Origin of the sequence: Brevundimonas sp. (assembly GCF_035561115.1) — a bacterium.
GTDB lineage: Bacteria > Pseudomonadota > Alphaproteobacteria > Caulobacterales > Caulobacteraceae > Brevundimonas.
Genome location: NZ_DATMYH010000021.1, coordinates 1 through 18,250 on the forward strand (window position 1 = coordinate 1; position 18,250 = coordinate 18,250).

Sequence of the window (18,250 nt, forward strand, 5' to 3'; positions counted from 1 at the left end):
GTCTCATGGCGGTCTCCTTCTCCGCTCCACCACGGAGCGCCCGCCGTCCGGCCTTCCTTTCTCTCCCTGTCGGGCTTGTCCCCGGCCCGGCGCCGCGCCACCCTGGGCCGATGAAATGGCTTCTGATCACCGCCGGACTCCTGCTGGCGCCGGCCGTCGCCCGGGCCGATCCGTGCGAGGGCCGGCTGCCCGCTCGCGCCGGGGAAGCCTTTGAGGGGATCGTGCGCTACGTCGGCGACGGCGACAGTCTGTGCGTGGGTGACGCCGTCGACCCGGCCGCCTGGATCGAGGTGCGCCTTTCGGACTTCGACGCCCCCGAACTGCACAGCGCCACCGGCCGCGCGGACCGTGACCGCCTGGCTCGCCTCGTCGCCCGCCGCCGGCTCGATTGCGTCGCGGTTCGGGGCCGGAACGGCCGGGTCATCGTCCACGACCGCGTGATCGCCTCCTGCAGGCTGAACGGACGTCGGGTCGGCGACCTCCTCCGCGCCGCCGGGGGCCGGGAGGGTGGAAACTAAGGCCCCGGTCTCCGGTCGCCCGGAGGGGACCGTTCCGCGGATAGACAACCTGTCGAACCCGGGTGGCGCGGCGTGGAGCAGCTCCCGCCTCACCGCGTGGGTGGTCAGGAAAGGCTGGGCTGCTGCGTGGGCTGCGCCAGATCACGCCAAGCCGTCAGTCGTGAACATCTCCGGCTCAATTGGCCGATTGTGCAGAGGCCGGGCTCTGCTTCGATGCGGCCTCTGTGCGGCGCCGGTGCTGGACAAGGAGGTCGAGGAGCTCGCCTTGGCCACGGCCCGCTACAGGGTGCATGCGTCTGTTCACCTTCCCGCCGACCAAGTCGTCGAGATGCCAGCGGGGCGACGGCGCGGGCCGTCGGCGCTTCAAGCGGCCGGGCGATCAGAGGCCCTTCACTCGGCGCATGACGGCGGTCGCCGGCGAATTGCGCCAATCCGGCTCCGTCCCGGATCTCAAGCTGCGGACGGAGCCGGTCTGGCGCGCCGGATCGCCGTTCTCAGCTCAGGCCTTCGCCTCGGCCGGCGCGTGATGGTGCCGCTGTTGGGCCGCGTGGCCTTCATGGCCGGCGCAGGTGCCATGATGAACCTGCAAGTCGCTGGGCGCGGCTGACTTCAGCAACACCTGAACGCGCTTGATCTCTTCCGGCGCGCCGTGGGCCAGGACCAGGAATTTGTCCGCCTTGACTGCTTCCTGGTAGCGGATGACCGAGTCCTTCGGGATGCCGATGCCCGCCAAGGCGCCTGCGAGAGCGCTTACGCCGCCGACCAGGAGCGCGCCCTCGACGGCGCTCAGGAGCATGGCGGCGAGATGCCCCAGCACGACCACGGGACCGATCAGCGGCACTGTCATGAAAACGCCGCCCACGAAGAGGCCCCATAGGCCGCCCCAGAAAGCGCCGTTCGCGCCCCAGAGCTTGATTCGATCGCCGACGTTGTAGAAGCCGATCACCTTCTCGTCGCTGTGATAGCCTTTACCGATGATGGTGAGCTGCCGAACTGGAAAGTCCGAGCGGCCGATTTCACGGACCGCTGCCTCGGCCTCGGCATGGTTGTCAAACACCGCGACAACAACATTTTCTTCGTTCATGGGTCCGCCCTTCGATCTTGCTGTCTGACCTTCTTGGCCGTGACCGGGACAAGACGCGCACGGTCCGGCGGCATTACATCGTCCCGGTCATTCAGCTTGGACAAGCAACCGGCGTTCCTCGTCGATCATGTAATCCCGCGTGGGCGGGGAAGCCTTGATGCTTCGCGTGAGCTGAATCTGGAACACCGTCATATTGCCGCCCCTGAACGCCGCCTCGCAGGCTGCAAGGTAAAACTCCCACATCCGACAGAAGCGCTCGTCGTAAATCTCGGCCGCGCGGGCCCGATGAGCCCGGAACCGCTCGGACCAGCACCGGAGGGTCTCGGCGTAGTGGAGCGGCAGGAGTTCCACATCTGTCACGCGGAGCCCGCTCGGTTCGATGGCGGTGAACACTTCCGACAATGCCGGGCAGTATCCGCCGGGAAAGATATATTTTTCGATCCACGGGTCACAACCCGATGGCGGACCCGTTCTGCCGATCGCGTGGATGACGGCGAGCCCGTCCGGCGCCAGCAATCGATGTACGATATCGAAGAACTCGCCATAGTGCGTCGGGCCGACATGTTCGAACATCCCGACCGACACGATCCTGTCGTAGACCCCGGTCTCATGACGGTAGTCGCGAAGGTGAAACCGCACGTGCGGCTCCAGGCCGCCGTCCGCCACACGGGCGGTGGCGACCTTGAACTGTTCCTGTGAGAGCGTCAGACCATCGACTTCGACGCCGTGCCGGCTCGCCAACTCAAGCGCCAGGCCACCCCAACCACTTCCTATATCGAGCACGCGGGCGCCGGTCTCCAGACGCAGCTTCGCGGCGATGTGACGCTTCTTCTTGGCCTGGGCCAGTTCAAGACTTTCGTCGCCATCCTGGAAATAGGCGCAGGAGTACTGCAGGTCGGGGTCGAGGAAGAGGCGATAGAGTTCCTCGGAGAGGTCATAGTGGTGGGCGACATTGGCCCGAGCCCGGTCGACCGGGTTGGGCCGTTGGGGCTTCTGGGACGGCTTGGCGGATCCACGCGCCGCGAGAGACGATTTGGCGAAATCGCTGGCGATAGAAACACCCATCATCAGGAAGTCGCGCAGGGAACCCTGTTCCAGGACAAGCGTGCCGTCCATATAGGCTTCACCCACGCCCAGCATGGGATCGGCCAGGACGCGTCCCGGGATTCGGGGATCCGTGAGCCGGATGCTCGCCGTTGGCGTGTCGGCCGGGCCGAAGACATGCCGCTGTCCCCAGGGATCGACAACCACGAGCGAGCCCTGCCGTACGGCGCGACCGAGCGCCGTGGCGAGAAGTTGGAAGGCGGTGCGGTCGGGCAGAATGGACCGGAGGGCTTCCTTGATCATCAGGCTCACCGTGGTGGAGAGGGGGCGCACGGTGAGACGCCGGAGTCTGGGGGACATTACAGGCAACGCGGTTTGCGAACCAAACCCAACGTTGAAGCCCATGCCTTGCTATTTTGCGCTCAGGGGCACGGCACGGGCGTGTCACCCCCGACATGTAATGGAAGGACCGCCGCGGCGTCCCTTGTAGTGATTGGAGCGTTCCTCCCAGTCGTCGCGTGAACGGAGGGTCTCGTGTCTGCGCTGCGTTCACTCGCGTTTGGCGGCCTGTGGGGACTCTGGACCGCGCTTTTTGGTCTGGCGATCCCGCTCGTATCGATCGCCGGGTCCCCGCCGACGGCGGTGCGAATGCTGTCGCGGGTCTGGGCCCGCGGCGTTCTGGCCCTGCTGGCTGGCGTCGTCGGATTGCGGCATCGGGAGCGGGGCCGGGAGCACGTTCATCCTGTGCCGGGCCTGATTGTCTCCAACCATCAATCGACCTGGGAAACCCTGGCGGCCCTGATCCTGTTTCCTGATGTTGCGATTGTGGCCAAGCGGGAACTCCTGCGTATCCCGGTGATGGGCTGGTACCTGAGGCACTCGCCCATGATCCTGATCGATCGGGCATCGGCGGCCGCCGCCCTCCGGGAGATGACATTGCAAAGTCGGGCGGCCCTGGCGCTCGGACGCCCCGTGCTGATCTTTCCGGAAGGCACCCGCAAGGCGGTCGGCGAACCGATCGAATTCCGGCGTGGTGTGGAGTTTCTCTACAAGGCGCTCGGCGTCCCAACCCTCCCCGTTGTCCTGGATTCGGGGCGCTTCTGGGGTCTCGGCGGCCTTCCCGAACGGTCAGGGGTCATCACCGTGTCGCTCCTGGAGCCGATCAACCCCGGCCTCAGCGCAAAGGATTTCACCCGGACGGCGCAAGCCGCCATGCAAGCCGAGGTCGGTGCGATCGAGAAGCGGCGAATGGCCATGCCCGGTTTGTCGGCGGGTTGGCTCGCTTCTCCTCAAATGCCGGAGCTCCGTCCATGAAGATCGCCCAGGTCACGCCGCTGTATGAGGCCGTGCCGCCGAAGCTGTACGGCGGCACCGAGCGGGTCGTCGCCCACCTGACCGACGCTCTGGTCGATCTGGGCCACGACGTCACCCTGTTCGCCTCGGCCGACGCCGAGACGCGCGCGCGGCTCATCCCCGTACGCGATCAGGCGATCCGGCTGGATCCGGCGCCGTTCAAGTCGGACCTGGCCGCACACATGACCATGCTGTCGGAGGTGCTGAAGCGCGCCGACGACTTCGACGTCATCCACTTCCACACCGACATGATCCACTTCCCGATGTTCGAGCGGTACGCCGATCGGGCCCTCACCACCCTGCACGGGCGCCTGGACATGAAGGATATCGGCGGCGTCTACGAGCGCTGGCCGCAGTTCGGCCTCGTCTCGATCTCGGACAACCAGCGACGCCCCCTGCCCTTCGCCAACTGGAAGGCGACCGTGCATCACGGCATACCATCCGACCTCTACGCTTTCGCGCCGAAGTCGTCGGGCTATCTGGCCTTCCTCGGCCGCATCTCACCGGAGAAGCGCCCCGACCGGGCCATTCAGATCGCTGCAGCCCTGAACAAACCGCTCAAGATCGCGGCCAAGGTCGATGCGGCGGACAAGGTCTATTGGGAGACCGTCATCAAGCCGATGGTCGACGCCAGTCCGCTGATCGAGTTCATCGGCGAGATCGGCGACCACCAGAAGTCGGCCTTCCTTGGCGGGGCCGAGGCCCTGCTGTTCCCCATCGACTGGCCCGAACCCTTCGGCCTGGTGATGATCGAAGCCATGGCCTGCGGCACGCCGGTCGTCGCGTTCCGCTGCGGTTCGACTTCCGAGGTGATCCAGGACGGCGAGACCGGCTTTCTGGTCGACACGCTTGATGAGGCCGTCGCGGCTGCCGGCCGGGCGCATCTGCTGGACCGCGCGGTGATCCGCGCCCGGTTCGACCTGCGGTTCTCGGCCACGGCCATGGCGAGGCGCTATCTGGACGTCTATGGCGACCTGTCGGCGCAACGGCCTTTTGCCGAACAAGCGATCGACGGCTGTTCGGCGCGCCGGCATGAGCCGTTGAGCTTCGCAGTCTTGGCCTGAGATAAGCCGGCCAGTATCGCTCTTGCCCGGTCCGGCGCTCCGGCCAGAAGTCATGACCGGCGCGCCGGATCATGCGGTTGTGCTGACCTCAGGTGGTCGCCGGCCCCTTCCACGCCCCGGCGCCATCACAGCGTTGGCGGCATGACCGTCGCGAGTGTGACACCGGCGCGGGGCAGGTCAGGGGCGAGTTTGTCACGGGATCCGGCACTGGATCAGTTCTAGGCAGAGGACGGTTCGCAGGATGCGGACGCCGGAGCGCGGCGCGAACCCCTTCCTTACCTCTCAATGAATCGGGCTTTGGCTTCAGCCCCGGGCCGCAGAGTTTCGGGAGTCAGGCGTTGTGAGCGACTGAACGCCTTTCGCGCCCGCATCCGCAACGCCCTGTCAAACAGCGGGCGAGCGAAGCTGTGAGGTCGGAGGTCGCCGAGGGAAGTGCAGCAACACGATGACACTGAGCACTGCCGCGAAAAAGCACCACACGGAGATCAACCATACGGCGTAAAAAACATAGGCCCCGACGAAGGCCACGAAGGCCGCTAGACCAAAGAGCCTGACCTTGGAGTGGCTCGAAAAGAGCATGCTGACGCAGGTGCCGAGGACATATAGCAGCATTACAACGGCGGCATAGAAGTGTGGGGACACATAGGCGATGTGCCCGCCCTGCACCTGCGAAACGATCGGCAGGCTGACGATGAAATACAGCAGGTAGAGGCCTACCGCGGCCCCGACGAACGCAATGGCGAGCAACACCCGGCGACGCCACGGTATGGGCTCAAGCAGCAGAACCGCGATCGGAACATAGACCGGCCAAAGCACGTGCGAGAAAACGGAATAGACCACGGTCAGAACTGAATTCAACACGGGCGCCTTGTCGGGAAACGTCAGCCAGATGGCTCCCTCGATCAGCTGTTGAATGCCAAACAGTACCGGAATCAGGGAAAAGGGCAGCTCGGCGCGCCGCCGCGCACGGCGGACCGTGACGGCGCCGACAATCAGCAGCGCCGCTCCGGCTGAGAAACTGGCCGTGGCTGAAAAACACATGCGTGTTCAATCCCAAACGCTCGACAGTCTCGGGGACGGGTTGGCGGGACTATATCCCGCTGGCCAATAAAGTCTCGAGCCAAAAAACCGGCGGTGATCCATCTCAAACGACACGCGTCCGGTCGGACACCCGGAGACGCGATCTGTCCGTGCGATACGGATCTGGCCCCGGGGCTTCCAAAAGCGACGGCGCCCGAAGCGCTCCCGGCGTGATCCGCCCCTGTTCTGTAAGGAGCCTGGATCGGCCGCGTCATAGGGTTCATCGGAGCGATCCTGACAAGACTTCGGCCATGCCGGAGCTCGGACCGAACGCTCCACCGAAAGATCCAGGAAAGACCGATGAATTGGGTGGTGGACAACTGGCCCTGGCTCCTGTTCGGGGCGGCCTTCGTAGGGCTGCACCTTGTGGGGCACGGCGGGCACGGCGGGCACGGCGGGCACGGCGGTCATGGGTCGCGCCGAGCCGAGGAGGACAGCGATGGCGGCGTTTCGCGAGAGGACGACCGAAAACCGCCCCATGTCCACTGAGCGGGATCGGGCCCGGCCAGGTTGCAGAAGCATCGAAGGAAACGCCGCATGATGGACACTAGAATTGTGAGCTGGGCCCTCGGCATATGGGCGTCCGTGACGTTCCTCCTGTGCGTGGTCTACGGTTTGATCGCGCCCGAGAATTTGCATGCGCAGGCTCTGCTGGAGCAGCTGTTGCCCGCCTTCCAGTGGCTGACATGGCCCGGATTCCTGTTGGGCCTTGCCGAGAGCTTTCTCTACGGGGCCTACGCCGGATTGGTTTTTTGCCCCGTCTACAACTGGCTGAACCGGCGCTGGGGTCGGGGTTAGATACGGAGGGCCATGGGGCTTTCGGGACTCCCAGGATCGGGGGACGCTTACCGCGCGGGTCACGGGCCCGTTGCAGACCCGATAAGAGAAGCACGAGTGGAAAACCACTGACTGGCGTCGTCATGGCGCCCGTGTCACGACCGTTCACCCTCACCCTCGTCGATGCCGGGTGGCGGCCCCGTAAACTCCAGGCTCGCCGCGCGTCATGGCCAGCACGGGCCGACGATTGTCGACGACCCGACCAACCTCAAGGAGGATCGCCATGACTGAAGCCAAAGTCCTTCCGCGACGCACCCGCCTGCATGTCCTTCGCGTCGCGAGCACGGGCGCATTCGCGACGCTCTGGCTGTTTGTTCTCGGGTGGATATGGGCCGCCCTGGGCCTGCCCGGCGCCGACGCCTTCATCGGCCTGTTCACAACGCAACTCACGGACCAATCCATGGGTTCTGTCGCGGCGCTGGGGATCGGCAGCCTGTGCGCCTTCATCGTGGGCGGAATTTTCGGCGTGCTGATAGCCCACTGCTACAATCTGGCGGGACGGGTGCTCGGCGAATAACGCCGGTTGACGCGCCTTAGTGAAACAAGCGGGCTGGAGCACGCCGCCGAACCCGATGATCAACGGGTGGTGGACTGGGCAGTGATCCATTCGGGCCAGCAGAAGCCGCAATCCGGTTCGAAGCGGTCGTCCGGCCGTGTGGGGACGGAAGTCTTGTAATGTCGGGGCGCGGGCGCGCGTCATTCATCGATGAACGTTCAGTTCCGATCACCGCGAAAAGGCCGGAAGATGTCTGTCGTCCATTCCTTGCGCCACAGGGCGCGCCCGCTCCTGCTGGGCGTCTTTGGGGCGCTGTCGCTGGCGTCCTGCCAGGCTGAGCCCTCCCATGACCCCTCGCAGACCGTGGACGGCCAGTCGCAGACCTTTGACGGTCAATCGCAGACCGTTGACGGGCTGCGACTTGAGTATGGCGTGGTCGATAGCGCCACCGTGGCCGCCCACCCCCGGTCCCACCCCGAGGCCCGGATGCACGAGGGGCCGCCTTCGGGGACCGATCACGTCACGCTCGCTGTGTTCGACGCCGCAACAAACCGGCGCATCGATGACGCCGAGGTGTCCCTGAGCATCAGCGGGCCACATAACCCCGGGCCCGGAGCCGGGCCGCTGGAACTCATGCCCCTGGACGGTTTAGCCACCTACGGCGGCTATGTCTCGCTTCGGCGACCCGGGCGCTACCTGCTGACCTTTCACGTGGCGCGCCCTGGTCGGCGTGATGATCCGGTCAGGGCCGTCTTCGCCTATGAACGGTCGTGACAGGCCGCGCCGGGTGACGGTTTGACGGCGCCGGGGCACTCATCAATGTTGGCCACGGCTGCCGGCAGAACGAGGACCGGCGCGAAACCACCGCCCGGCGTGCGCATGTTGGTGGTCTGCCCCTGGTAGAGCCGGGCGGCCGCGAGCAGCATCCTCCCCCCGTAGGTGTAGAGGCGCACATCGACCTTCAGACTGACCGGCTCGGCGGCGGGCGGGATGCGTCGTTCTCCCGGAGCGGCATAGGTCTGGGCGACGTAGGTGGCGTTCTTGATCTCTTCCCAGACCCGCCGGGTGAGTTTGTCGCCGCGGTAGGCCGCCTTGCTGGCGTGGCCCCGGGCCGGCTTGAAGAACCAGTTGCGCCGGTCCGCCCAAAGCTCGGCGGCGTTTTCCGGCCGTACGAGGATGGTGCGGGGAACGGCCGCCGCAAGAACCGCGGCCGGCTCCGCCGCCAGTCCCCAGCTGCGCAGGCTGTCGGGGTCGGACAGCAGGGTGAGGTTCTGCTTGTCCGCGAGGCGGCTATAGATGTGGGGGTTGGGCGTGACCACCACCAGGCCTCGCTCATAGGCCTGCCTCAGGACCCCGTGGGTCGGCTGCTCCAGCAGAAAATCGACGAGGCGATTGTAGACGATGTCCACCCGGACGCCGCCGAGCATCAGCGCATCACCTACGATCGTCAGATCGCGAGGGTCCGCGACAAGGGCTTCAAGGCCGGCCGCCCGAAGCTGGGCCTGGGCGAGCCTGAACTCCGGGTAAAGCGGCTGCGCCTGCGGATCATCATCGAGGATGGCCACCGTTGCGGGCGTCCCTTTCCCGTTTTGCAGTCGCCACTCTTTACGGAACATCTCGCCGACCTGCTGCTGGAACGCAGCGGGTCCGGGCGTTTCGACACCGGCGACGACGCCGGCGCAACAGATCTGCTGCGAGCGGGCGAGAACCGCGTTCAGGAAGGCGCCTCCGGCGTTGGTGTTGATCTCGATGAGCTTGGGGCCGGAAGGCGTGACGTGGAAGTCATACCCCATGAAGACACCATGAGGACCGGGATCCCGACGTGCGAGCGGGGGCGTCCATGCAGCCGCCGCTTCGCGATAGCCGGGTAGCATTACAGCCGTTTCCGCGGCCGCGACCACGGCCATCATCCGGTCGAGCGTCTCCGCGGGCAGGAAGACGGGGGACCGCGCGAACAGCCAGGGGTGGGTTTCCGCCAGGTCCGCGGCAAATCCGGGGATCCCCGTCTCACGATCAAGCGCGGCCGCGAGGGCCGTCTGATCCACCCCCACGCAGAAGCAGCCGCCGTTCAGCTGGTCTGCGCGTACGGAGCCGGCCGAGGGCGACAGGTCGGACATCAATGAACGGGCCTCCTTGTGGTGGCGAACCGGCGTGAACCGCGCCGGGTCACCGGTCAAGGCCGAGCAGCCGCGACGTGTGGCGGGCGATCACGCGTTCTTCATCTGTGCGGATCATCCGGACGGTGACGGGAGCGCCGACCGGGCTCAGGCGTCCAGAACCGCGACGATTGGCGGCCGGGTCGAGTTCGACCCCCAACCAGGCGAGCCGTGCGCAGGTCTCCGCGCGGATCCGCGGCGAATTCTCGCCGATGCCCGCGGTGAAGACCAGACCGTCGAGACCCTCCAGGCTCCCCGCCAGGGCCGCGACCTCGCGCGCCGCCCGATAGACGAACAGATCGACCGCCTCCCGCGCGGCCGGGCTGTCGCTTTCCAGCAAAACCCGCATGTCGCCACTGAGACCCGAGACGCCCAGCAGGCCGGAGCGCCGATAGAGCAGATCGACCAATCCGGCGGCGTCGAGGCCCCCGGCTTGCTGCAGATAGAGCACCACCCCAGGGTCCAGGCTCCCACAGCGCGTGCCCATGACAAGGCCGTCGAGCGGCGTGGCGCCCATGGTGGTGTCGATGCTCCGGCCGTTCCTCAGCGCGCAAAGGCTCGCGCCCGAACCCAGATGGGCCGCAACCACGCGTCCCTCAGCCATCGACGGATCGAGCACCGCGAGCTGTCCGGCCACGGATTCGTAGGACAGGCCGTGGAAGCCGTAGCGGCGAAGCCCTCTGGCTTCCCAGAGCCGGGGCAGACCCAGCCGATCCGCCACGGGGTCGTGACCGCCATGGAAGGCGGTATCGAACGTCAGGACCTGAGGCAGATCGGGACACGCCTTGCGGAGCGCCCGGACCCCCGCGAGTCCTTGCTGCTGGTGCAGGGGCGCAAGCGGGGCAAGGGCCTCAAGGCTCTCGAGAACGGGGTCGGAGGCGGCGACCGCCTGGCTGAAGTCGGGGCCGCCGTGGACCACGCGATGTCCGACCGCGGCCACGGGCCCGGCCAGTCGCGCCTCCACCCAACGCAAGAGATCTGACGTCGGGTCGTCGCCCCCGGCGATCCAGGGCGTTTCGGACAGGCCGCCGCCGGCGGCGTCCTGGCTCACGAGCCGTCGACCCGCGCCGTTAGATTCGATCCGGCCCCGCAACACCGGTGCAAGGTGTCCCCGGGCGGCTTCGAACACGCCGAACTTGACCGTGGAGGAGCCGACGTTGAGGGCGAGGACAGGCGGCATCCTGGCGGTGACCCCGGACTGGCGCACGCCGGGCGTGCTGATCACGTCCTGACGCAGCCAATCCTCGCCCCTTACGGACCCGACCACGCCGGCCGCCTCACACCGCCCTCTCCCGCGATCCGCCCGCGGCGTAATACTTTGCCGCCGGCGGCGTCAGACAGGCAGCGATGTTCAGTCTCTCCCGAAAGGATTCAGCCCCATGGCTTCGAACCGACCAGGACGCATCCTGAATCTCCTCACCTTCGCAGCCTTCGGCGCAGGGTTGGCCTATCTGCTCATCGGGGAGCATCGTGTTCATCTCCTCGGCTGGCTGCCGTTCCTCCTGATCCTGCTCTGCCCGCTGCTGCACATGACCATGCACGGCGGTCATGGGCGCGGGCATCGTCAGGGACCGCCGGGCCCTTCGGCCGCCGATTCCTCCCATCCGCACCAATCCTGAGCGAGGTTCCCATGCCCGAACCGCAAGCCTACGGCCTCTGGTCCCTGGTCATCCTGAACTCGGTCCTCTTCATCTTTTTCGCCTTCACCTTCTTCAAGCCGAGGACGGGCCGGGACTGGCGCTCGTTCGGCGCCTTCAGCGCCTTCCTGGTGGCGCTCTTCACCGAGATGTACGGTTTCCCGCTCACCCTCTATTTCCTGTCCGGCTGGCTGCAAACGCGCTTCCCCGGCGTCGATTGGTGGTCGCACGACGCCGGCCACCTCCTGGAGACGATGTTCGGCTGGAGGGCGAACCCCCATTTCGGACCCTTCCACATCCTCAGCTTCGCCTTCATCGGCGGCGGCTTCTGGCTCATCTCCGCGGCCTGGCCGGTGCTCTATCGCGCTCAGCAGGAAGGCGCATTGGCCGCCAGCGGACCCTATCGGTCCATCCGCCATCCGCAATACGTCGGCTTCGTCCTGGTGATGTTCGGCTTCCTGTTGCAGTGGCCGACGGTTCTCACCCTGGGCATGTTCCCGGTCCTGGTCTTCATGTACTGGCGGCTGGCAAGGAGCGAGGAACGCGAGACCGAAGCCCGCTTCGGCCCGGAGTACGCAACCTACAGGCGGGCCACGCCGGCCTTCATTCCGCGGCTGCGCTCCCGGGCGGCCCCGGCGCCTTCCCGCCTCTGATATTCCGTTCGGGTCCCGATCTCAAAGCTCCCTACGCCCATTACAGGTCGGCGATTGGCGCCGCCTGCATCCGAAGGGCGCTCACCACACGACCGCAGGATTCGTTTCAGCTTTCGCCGGACGGCCTTGCCTCGCTCACAGAGCCAATACGCGCCGCAAAGGACAATCCCTCGGAATATCGGCTGCAAATATTCTTGATCTGACCGTTTGATCTATCGCAATCCCAGCCGACATTTCCGGACCGATCCTGCCTTCATGTTGAAGAGCGGGACTTGTCAGATGAGCCTGAATTGCGCCTCCATATTGACCGCGCCCGGGACAGCGCGCGCTCCGATCCGCCTTGTCCCGGCGTCGGCCCGTCCCGAGGACATTCACCAGCTCGTGGAACTCCGGCTTCGAAAGGGCCGGGCCGGCCATTTGCGTTTCCTCAGGCGACGCCTCCGGTCCCAGGAAGACGCCGAAGACGTTCTGCAGGAGTTCGCCCTGAAGGCCACCCAGGGTGCAGGACACCTGACCAACCCCGGCAAGATTGATGCATGGCTCGGCATCGCGCTGCGCAACGCCCTGTTCGACCGCTACAGGCGCAATGCGAGCCGTACACGGCTGAATGAGGCCATGCTGTCGGAGTTTCCTGTACCCGCCGCAGATGATGCGCCCGAGGGTCTGGACCGGGCTTTGCAATGCTTGGCGGGAGCACTGGACGACCTGGGGCCGGAGACCGCCCAGCTCCTGCGGCGCGCCGAGCTCCAGGAGACGCCGCTGAAGGTGATCGCCGTCGAGATGCAGCTGACCACCAACAACATCGGTGTTCGGGTCCACCGCGCCCGGGCGGCGCTGCGTGAACGCATGCAGGCGCGTTGCGGCGCCTGCCCGGAGCCCTGCGCCCTCGCGGCGCGGTGGAGGCAAGCCGTCGATACGGCGGGTCAGGCCTCGATCTCGATCATATCGCCATGCGACGCCGCATAGTCGAGCGCATAGGCGAGTTCGCCCGCCGTCTCGGCGTGCACCGTCAACAATGGCTGGCCCGCTGAGATTTCGGTGCCCAGGCGCACCTGCATCTGGACGCCGGCGGCCTTGCGTTCAGGCGCGCCAGCCAGTTTGGCCAGCGTAGCGACCTGGCGGTTGTTGATGAGGATGACGCGGCCGGATCGGGTCGCATGGATGGGCGCCCGCTGGGCCGCGACCGGCGGTGTGCGCATGCCCCCTTGCGCCTCGCAGATCCGCTGGAATTTCGCCCAGGCGCGACCGTCGGCGATCACCGCCTCGGCGGCGAGCACGCCCTGCCCCGCGGTTGCCTGCCCAGCCAGTTCGAGCGCGGCGCCCGCCAGCAGGCAAGCGCGGTGGCGCAGGTCCTGCGGCGCTTCGGGTCGGTTCTGCAGCACCGCCAGGACATCAAGCGCTTCCAGCGCCGGGCCGATGCCGACGCCGACCGGCTGCTCCCCGTCGGTCTGAACGCAGAGGGCCTTCAGGTCGAACCGGGCCGCGATCTCGACGAGCCGTTTCGCCAACTTCGCGGCCGCCTCTCTCGTCCGCACCTTGGCGGTGGCGCCTACGGGAATGTCCAGCACCACATGGGTGGAACCCGCCGCGATCTTCTTGGACAGGACCGAGGCGATCAGCTGGCCTTCGGTGTCGACGTCGAGGACCCGCTCTACACGGATAAAGATGTCGTCGACCGGGCTGAGCTTCACAGCCCCGCCCCAGACGACGCAGCCGTTCTCGGCTTCCACCACGCGGCGCATGGCGGGCAGATCGAGATCGACCGGCGCCAGGGTCTCCATGGTGTCGGCCGTGCCGGCCGGTGAAGTGATGGCCCGCGAGGAGGTCTTGGGCGTGACCAGGCCGCAGGCGGCGAGGATGGCGACGACGATCGGCGTCGTGCGGTTGCCGGGAAGTCCGCCGATGCAGTGTTTGTCCATGACGATATCCGACGGCCAGCTCAGGCGGTCGCCGACGTCCACCATGGCCCGGGTCAGCGCCCCCGTCTCGGCGTCGTCCATCGGCAGCACCGATGTCGCGGTCAGAAAGGCCGCGAGATGGATCGGCGTGTATCGCCCGGCGGCCACGTCCCTGACGACACCCCGGATCGCGGCTTCATCCAGCCGCGCTCCATAGATCCGGCGGCGAACGCTGGACATGGATTCGATGGCCGGAGCGTGTCGCACGACGACGGGATCGCCCGGCGCCACCGCCAACTGCCGCCAGGCCTCTTCGGAGAGCGCCGCCTCGTCGAGGCCGAGAACGTCGCCGTCCATCTGGTACAGGGTGGCGTAGACCTCCCGGCCGGCGGCCGAAAGCACCACCTGGGAGCGGGACGACAGGCCTTCGGAGCGGCAGACGTGGCAGTCGCGCCGCATCAGCACGATCGACTCGTGCTGGGCGTACAGGCCGAAGCGGCGCGCCTTGAGGGGCGCCGCCGCATGGGGTGCAGTCTTGACCACTTTGCTCACAGCTCGTGCCGCTCCATCATCTGCGGGATGACGCAGTCCCATCCGAGCCGGTCGTGAATCCGGACCCGCAGGGCGTCCGCCGCATGGGGCTCGCCGTGAACGATGAAGGTCTTGCGCGGCGGTCGCTTGAGGCCGGAAAGCCAGCGCAGGATTTCCTCGTAGTCGGCGTGGGCCGAGAGCATCGGCAGGTTGGCCACCTCCGCGTTGACCTGAACCCACTCACCGTGGATCTTCACCTCTCGGGCGCCCTCGACCATCGAACGGCCCCGCGTTCCGGCCGCCTGGAAGCCTGAAAACAGGATGGTGTTGCGCCGGTCCGGGCCGAAGGCCTTGATATGGTGGAGCACCCGCCCGCCGGTGGCCATGCCGCTGGCCGAAAGGATGACCTTGGGCATGGGGCTGGCGGTGAGTTTCTTGGAGGCGTCCACATCGCGCACATAGGTGGCGATGCCGCAGGCGGCGTCGCACACGTCGGCCGGCATGCGATGGTCCTCCAGGTGCGCGCACAGGAGGTCGGTGGCGTTGATCGCCATGGGGCTGTCCATATAGATCGGCGTCAGGCCGATCCGCCCCGCCTGCTTCAGCCGCCAGATGTGGTACAGCAGCGACTGGGCCCGGCCGACGGCGAAGGTGGGAATGACCACGGTCCCGCCGCGCGCGGTGGTGCGTTCGATGATCTCGCCCAAGGCTTCCGTGGGGTCCTGGGGGTCATGGAGCCGGTCGCCATAGGTCGATTCCACGACCACATAGTCGGCCTCCGCCACCGGCTCGGGATCGACCATGGTGGCGTCGCCGTAGCGGCCGAGATCGCCGGAAAACAGGATCTTCGTCCCGTTCCAGGTCACCTCGGCGGTGGCCGCGCCGAGGATGTGCCCGGCGCGCCGCAGCGTCAGGCTGGCTCCGCCCGGCAGCTGGACCGACGTGTGGAACGCGATCGGGGTAAAGCGCTCCACCGCGCGTTCGGCGTCGTGCACGCCATAGAGCGGCAAGGCCGGCTTGTGTTTGCCGTAGCCGTAGCGGTTGGCCTGTTCGGCGTCCTTCTCCTGGATATGGCCGCTGTCGCGCAGGATGATCTCCGCGACATCCCGCGTCGCGGCGCTGGCCAGGATGGGCCCGCGAAAACCGTCCTTCACCAGTTTCGGCAGGTAGCCTGAGTGGTCCAGGTGGGCGTGGGTCAGGACCACCGCGTCGATGCTTGAGGGCTCGACCTGGAGGGGGGCCCAGTTCTGTTCGCGCAGGGTCTTGAGGCCCTGGAAAAGGCCGCAGTCGATCAGGATGCGGCGGCCATCGGCCTCCAGCAGGTGTTTTGATCCGGTGACGGTGCCGGCGCCGCCGAGGCTGGTGAGACTGATCACGATGGAGATCCTTCCGGGGGTGAGATTTGCAGGATGCGGGGGTGTGCTTCGCCGCGGACGGCGGCCATCTCCCCGGGTGTCAGGACGTCGGCCGCGTCGGCGCCGAGGAGGTCCGCACAGGCGACCGCGGCGTGAGCCCAGGTGCACCGGTTGGCGAACAGCATGCCGGGGGTGTCGAGCGTCCCGCCACGGCTGAGGTAGCCGAGCGCCCGGGTGCGCTCGGGCCCTCCGTCGAGGCGGCGCAGCAGTCCGAGCATCGGCTCCGGGCGGGTGTGGGTGAGGATCAGACGGGGCAGGCGTTGGGGAAAGAGCGCTTCCAGCGCCTCGGCCGAGACCACGTGCGCCGCCTCGATCTCGTCCCTCGGGGCCCGGAATCGTCCCGGTTCGAGCAGAGCCGTGACACAGGCGCGGCGGCCATGATGCGTGAGTCGCGCAGCCGCCGCCAGCGCCTCCCGCGCCTGATAGGCGCCGACCGCAACGATCTGGATCTCGGCCCTGTCCAGGTCCCCGCCGATGAGCGCCGCGCCGCGCTCCCAAAGATCCTGGGCCGCGGCCCCGTCGAGCACCTGCGGCAGCGTCCGTTTGGGCGTGATCAGACACGCGACCTCTCCGCGCCGGCCATAGACCCCGCGGAGCGCGGCGACGGCGCTGTTGGCGTCCACCGGGAACAGCACCCGGGCGGTGTCCGACATCTCCCCGAGCAGGGCCTCGGCGAGCGTGGGATCCTGGTGCGACTGTTCGTTCTTGCCGTTCTCCCAGGTGTGGGATGTGGCCAGCAACGGGACGGCGAGCCATCCCGGGACCTGGCCGCTCTCGCGCTGATGGCGCGCGAAAATCACCTCCTGGCGCAGGAGACCCAGCATCTTCACCGCAAACGCTTCGTAGCTGACGATGAGATTGAGCCCGCCCTTGTTGCCCAGCGCGGCGCCGGCCACCGCTTCTTCATTGAGGGCGGTGATCACCGCCCCGTCGATCGCCTCGGGAACGCCGGGTTCCGGTCGGTTCACCCGGTGGCCAAGCCGGTCGAGCGTACGCCCCATGCCATTGCTGCGAAGCTCGTCGGGATTGCCGAGGCGGACGCGCAGGCCCGGGTTGGCGTCGACGAATTCCACGAACCAGGCGTCGATCGCCTCCATCGGGGACCTCGCCCTGTCCGACCAGTCCGGAATGGGCCGCACGGGCGGCGGCGGCGCCCGTCGCGCGGCCGGATGGCGGCTTTCCAAAGGCCGGCGCTGCAGGTCATGGGTCGTGAGAACCCCCAGGGCGGCGTCGAGCTCGCTTCCCTGCACGAACAGCGTCGCCGCCGCGGCGTTGAACGCCGCCCGCGCCCCCTCGTCCGTTCGGGGATCGCCCTCCAGTGGCAGGTTGTGGGCGCGGTTCGTCCCGGCGCCGGGAAAGCCGAACCCCTTGACCGCCCGCGCGATCACATAGGGCAACGGCGCCGGATAGACCCGGTCGGGATCCGCTGTGAAGCGCTTCAATCGCTCCTCGGAGTCGAGAATGGCCCACGCCACGGCGGCTGGATCGTGACCGTCGATCTGGATCGGGTCGAAACCGTTCAGGCGCAGGTGTCGTTCGAGCCAGCCCGCGCCGCCGTCCTGGGCGATCTCCGTGCGTTCCTCTATGCGCCGCCCGTTGAGGATCATGAGGGGCGTCACCAGGCCGCAGTCTTCCGCCCGCCACCAGCGCGGGGACCAGTCGGAGCCACGCTGCTCCTCGAAGGCGCCGTCGCTCAGGAAAGCGACGAGGCTCTCCCCGCGCAGCGGCATGTGGACATATTCGAGCTCGGCGAAGCCCAGATAGCCGCCCTCCGAGACGGCTCCGGCCGTGTCCGGCCCGGCATGGCTGCCAAGCGGCGCGGCGGGCCGGCCGTCGGCGCCAATGGCGTAGCTGTAGAAGTCCGAAACGAGCTGGGACAAGCCGGCGTCCGAGCGGCTGTACCGACCCTTTTGCCGGGCAGAGACATCGCCGGTCAGCGCGTTGACCGCCTCGATCGCAGCCACGCAGTGCCCCTGGCCCATGATCCAGGACCGCGTGACGCCGGACAGGGCGTTCGCCAGCAAATAGCCGACGAAGGCCGGGACCATGTTCAGCGAGCCGCCGGTATGGCCCTCCGGCAAGTCCTTGAAGGCTTCCGTCGGCAAGGGCGCTCCGGACAGATCCACCCGGCGTACATAGGTCATGTGCGCCACCAGCCACATGCCGGCGCTCGCCAGCCGATCGGCGGCGGCCACCAGACGGTAGACCGACTCCTCGTCCGGCCAGACGCCTCGGCGCACGAGACGCTGCGCCATGTCCTCGATCCGCGTGACGGTGTCGGCTTGCCGGACCAGAGGCCCATAGCCGGGTTTCCACGTTTCAGCCCAGGTGATCGACACGATAGCGCCTTGCCACGAACAGACGGGCGCCGTGCCCGCTCCGGAGATATGACGCCCGCCCCCCGGAACGCTTACATCTGGCGGATAGACGGCCGACAGGATCACCGGCTCCAGGACCGGCGCCTGCCGCCTGAGTGACCGACCC

At 67.2% G+C, this 18,250-nt stretch carries 19 protein-coding genes; 10 read left to right on the top strand and 9 right to left on the bottom strand.

The annotated features are described in order from the left end of the window. Positions 1-110: 110 nt before the first annotated feature. The gene (locus tag VN378_RS02625; protein ID WP_154726936.1) at positions 111-518 is read left to right on the top strand and encodes a nuclease; all 408 of its coding nucleotides are present in this window, start codon (positions 111-113) and stop codon (positions 516-518) included. 499 nt (positions 519-1,017) lie between these two features. Here the strand turns inward: VN378_RS02625 and VN378_RS02630 are convergent, their stop codons facing one another. Further along, positions 1,018-1,602 (bottom strand): general stress protein, encoded by a 585-nt coding sequence (locus VN378_RS02630; protein ID WP_305610594.1) that lies wholly within the window; start codon positions 1,600-1,602, stop codon positions 1,018-1,020. 87 nt (positions 1,603-1,689) lie between these two features. Continuing rightward, complete coding sequence (locus VN378_RS02635; protein WP_325740723.1) at positions 1,690-2,949, bottom strand: cyclopropane-fatty-acyl-phospholipid synthase family protein; 1,260 nt, start codon at positions 2,947-2,949, stop codon at positions 1,690-1,692. Between the two features lie 231 nt (positions 2,950-3,180). Between VN378_RS02635 and VN378_RS02640 the strand changes: the two genes are divergently transcribed. Beyond that, positions 3,181-3,960 carry a lysophospholipid acyltransferase family protein gene (locus tag VN378_RS02640; RefSeq protein ID WP_305759002.1) on the top strand — a complete coding sequence of 260 codons (780 nt, stop codon included), beginning with the start codon at positions 3,181-3,183 and terminating at the stop codon, positions 3,958-3,960. Continuing rightward, positions 3,957-5,063 (top strand): glycosyltransferase family 4 protein, encoded by a 1,107-nt coding sequence (locus VN378_RS02645; protein WP_325740727.1) that lies wholly within the window; start codon positions 3,957-3,959, stop codon positions 5,061-5,063. Before VN378_RS02640 ends, VN378_RS02645 begins: the two co-directional genes overlap by 4 nt. 384 nt (positions 5,064-5,447) lie before the next feature. Here VN378_RS02645 and VN378_RS02650 read toward each other — a convergent pair whose 3' ends face one another. Further along, a complete protein-coding gene (locus VN378_RS02650; protein ID WP_154726941.1) occupies positions 5,448-6,104 on the bottom strand; it encodes a DUF6629 family protein in 657 nt (218 codons plus the stop codon). A gap of 339 nt (positions 6,105-6,443) precedes the next feature. Between VN378_RS02650 and VN378_RS16850 the strand changes: the two genes are divergently transcribed. From VN378_RS16850 to VN378_RS02665, 4 genes are all read left to right on the top strand, one after another. Beyond that, positions 6,444-6,632, top strand: a complete 189-nt coding sequence (locus tag VN378_RS16850; RefSeq protein WP_154726942.1) for a DUF2933 domain-containing protein — start codon at positions 6,444-6,446, stop codon at positions 6,630-6,632. A gap of 48 nt (positions 6,633-6,680) precedes the next feature. Next, positions 6,681-6,941: a DUF5676 family membrane protein gene (locus VN378_RS02655; RefSeq protein ID WP_154726943.1), complete on the top strand. Its 261-nt coding sequence runs from the start codon at positions 6,681-6,683 to the stop codon at positions 6,939-6,941. Positions 6,942-7,203: 262 nt separating this feature from the next. After that, positions 7,204-7,497 (top strand): hypothetical protein, encoded by a 294-nt coding sequence (locus VN378_RS02660; protein ID WP_292026928.1) that lies wholly within the window; start codon positions 7,204-7,206, stop codon positions 7,495-7,497. A gap of 228 nt (positions 7,498-7,725) precedes the next feature. Then, positions 7,726-8,250 carry a hypothetical protein gene (locus VN378_RS02665; RefSeq protein ID WP_325740735.1) on the top strand — a complete coding sequence of 175 codons (525 nt, stop codon included), beginning with the start codon at positions 7,726-7,728 and terminating at the stop codon, positions 8,248-8,250. On the opposite strand, the gene VN378_RS02670 is transcribed toward VN378_RS02665, so the two are convergent. The 3 genes from VN378_RS02670 to VN378_RS02680 are packed head-to-tail and all read right to left on the bottom strand — an operon-like array spanning position 8,235 to position 11,182. Continuing rightward, positions 8,235-9,593, bottom strand: a complete 1,359-nt coding sequence (locus VN378_RS02670; RefSeq protein ID WP_325740737.1) for a hypothetical protein — start codon at positions 9,591-9,593, stop codon at positions 8,235-8,237. The two genes, VN378_RS02665 and VN378_RS02670, sit on opposite strands and share 16 nt — an antisense overlap. 49 nt (positions 9,594-9,642) lie before the next feature. Then, a complete protein-coding gene (locus VN378_RS02675) occupies positions 9,643-10,899 on the bottom strand; it encodes an acetate/propionate family kinase (protein ID WP_325740739.1) in 1,257 nt (418 codons plus the stop codon). Positions 10,900-10,909: 10 nt separating this feature from the next. Further along, entirely contained in the window at positions 10,910-11,182 is a 273-nt protein-coding gene (locus VN378_RS02680) for a hypothetical protein (protein WP_230307572.1), read from the bottom strand. Between VN378_RS02680 and VN378_RS02685 the strand changes: the two genes are divergently transcribed. From VN378_RS02685 to VN378_RS02695, 3 genes are all read left to right on the top strand, one after another. Beyond that, complete coding sequence (locus tag VN378_RS02685) at positions 11,123-11,251, top strand: DUF2933 domain-containing protein (RefSeq protein ID WP_230307571.1); 129 nt, start codon at positions 11,123-11,125, stop codon at positions 11,249-11,251. The two genes, VN378_RS02680 and VN378_RS02685, sit on opposite strands and share 60 nt — an antisense overlap. Positions 11,252-11,262: 11 nt before the next feature. Next, positions 11,263-11,922: a methyltransferase family protein gene (locus tag VN378_RS02690; RefSeq protein WP_154725716.1), complete on the top strand. Its 660-nt coding sequence runs from the start codon at positions 11,263-11,265 to the stop codon at positions 11,920-11,922. A 381-nt stretch (positions 11,923-12,303) separates the two neighbouring features. After that, positions 12,304-12,888 carry an RNA polymerase sigma factor gene (locus VN378_RS02695; protein WP_325740744.1) on the top strand — a complete coding sequence of 195 codons (585 nt, stop codon included), beginning with the start codon at positions 12,304-12,306 and terminating at the stop codon, positions 12,886-12,888. Here VN378_RS02695 and VN378_RS02700 read toward each other — a convergent pair. Genes VN378_RS02700 through VN378_RS02710 form a run of 3 tightly spaced genes read right to left on the bottom strand, consistent with a single transcriptional unit; the run spans position 12,846 to position 18,105 of the window. Beyond that, positions 12,846-14,372 (bottom strand): thymidine phosphorylase family protein, encoded by a 1,527-nt coding sequence (locus VN378_RS02700; protein WP_325740746.1) that lies wholly within the window; start codon positions 14,370-14,372, stop codon positions 12,846-12,848. The two genes, VN378_RS02695 and VN378_RS02700, sit on opposite strands and share 43 nt — an antisense overlap. Next, positions 14,369-15,727: an MBL fold metallo-hydrolase gene (locus VN378_RS02705; RefSeq protein ID WP_325740748.1), complete on the bottom strand. Its 1,359-nt coding sequence runs from the start codon at positions 15,725-15,727 to the stop codon at positions 14,369-14,371. The genes VN378_RS02700 and VN378_RS02705 overlap by 4 nt, the downstream gene beginning before the upstream one ends. Further along, positions 15,724-18,105, bottom strand: coding sequence for a xylulose 5-phosphate 3-epimerase (locus tag VN378_RS02710; RefSeq protein WP_230307567.1), 2,382 nt, complete (start codon positions 18,103-18,105; stop codon positions 15,724-15,726). Before VN378_RS02710 ends, VN378_RS02705 begins: the two co-directional genes overlap by 4 nt. Positions 18,106-18,250: the final 145 nt, after the last annotated feature.

Bases quoted from the DNA above. Each gene is read 5' to 3' on its own strand.
- VN378_RS02625 (WP_154726936.1), top strand. From the start codon at position 111: ATGAAATGGCTTCTGATCACCGCCGGACTCCTGCTGGCGCCGGCCGTC.
- VN378_RS02630 (WP_305610594.1), bottom strand. From the start codon at position 1,602: ATGAACGAAGAAAATGTTGTTGTCGCGGTGTTTGACAACCATGCCGAG.
- VN378_RS02635 (WP_325740723.1), bottom strand. From the start codon at position 2,949: ATGATCAAGGAAGCCCTCCGGTCCATTCTGCCCGACCGCACCGCCTTC.
- VN378_RS02645 (WP_325740727.1), top strand. From the start codon at position 3,957: ATGAAGATCGCCCAGGTCACGCCGCTGTATGAGGCCGTGCCGCCGAAG.
- VN378_RS02650 (WP_154726941.1), bottom strand. From the start codon at position 6,104: ATGTGTTTTTCAGCCACGGCCAGTTTCTCAGCCGGAGCGGCGCTGCTG.
- VN378_RS16850 (WP_154726942.1), top strand. From the start codon at position 6,444: ATGAATTGGGTGGTGGACAACTGGCCCTGGCTCCTGTTCGGGGCGGCC.
- VN378_RS02655 (WP_154726943.1), top strand. From the start codon at position 6,681: ATGATGGACACTAGAATTGTGAGCTGGGCCCTCGGCATATGGGCGTCC.
- VN378_RS02660 (WP_292026928.1), top strand. From the start codon at position 7,204: ATGACTGAAGCCAAAGTCCTTCCGCGACGCACCCGCCTGCATGTCCTT.
- VN378_RS02665 (WP_325740735.1), top strand. From the start codon at position 7,726: ATGTCTGTCGTCCATTCCTTGCGCCACAGGGCGCGCCCGCTCCTGCTG.
- VN378_RS02670 (WP_325740737.1), bottom strand. From the start codon at position 9,593: ATGTCCGACCTGTCGCCCTCGGCCGGCTCCGTACGCGCAGACCAGCTG.
- VN378_RS02680 (WP_230307572.1), bottom strand. From the start codon at position 11,182: ATGACCGCCGTGCATGGTCATGTGCAGCAGCGGGCAGAGCAGGATCAG.
- VN378_RS02690 (WP_154725716.1), top strand. From the start codon at position 11,263: ATGCCCGAACCGCAAGCCTACGGCCTCTGGTCCCTGGTCATCCTGAAC.